The organism is Acinetobacter brisouii, from assembly GCF_008993995.1.
GTDB classification, from domain to species: domain Bacteria; phylum Pseudomonadota; class Gammaproteobacteria; order Pseudomonadales; family Moraxellaceae; genus Acinetobacter; species Acinetobacter brisouii_A.
Genome location: NZ_BKNN01000198.1, coordinates 1 through 264 on the forward strand (window position 1 = coordinate 1; position 264 = coordinate 264).

The window sequence follows — 264 nt, forward strand, 5'->3', positions numbered from 1 at the left end:
TGGTGATTGGTCTTGCCCTATTTCGAGATCAACCCATTTGGTATGTTGTTCAACAGTTGCAACTTGTCTTTGGTACAACGCAATATTGTGTTCCCAGTGCATCTGTACAAGCTCGACAACGTTTGGGTTTAGAACCTTTGCAGGCACTGTTTTCCACGCTTAGCCAAGCATGGTTTCAGGATTCACAGCAACAACATTCAGATTTTCATGGTCTTCGTATATGTGCAGTTGATGGTATTGTCTGGTCTATGCCACATACACAAG

The 264-nt window shown here is 43.2% G+C and carries 1 protein-coding gene; it reads left to right on the forward strand.

The window, feature by feature from the left end:
- Positions 1 to 264: transposase domain-containing protein (locus tag GBN19_RS15645; RefSeq protein WP_171494516.1), on the forward strand; the 264-nt coding region annotated here is incomplete at both ends.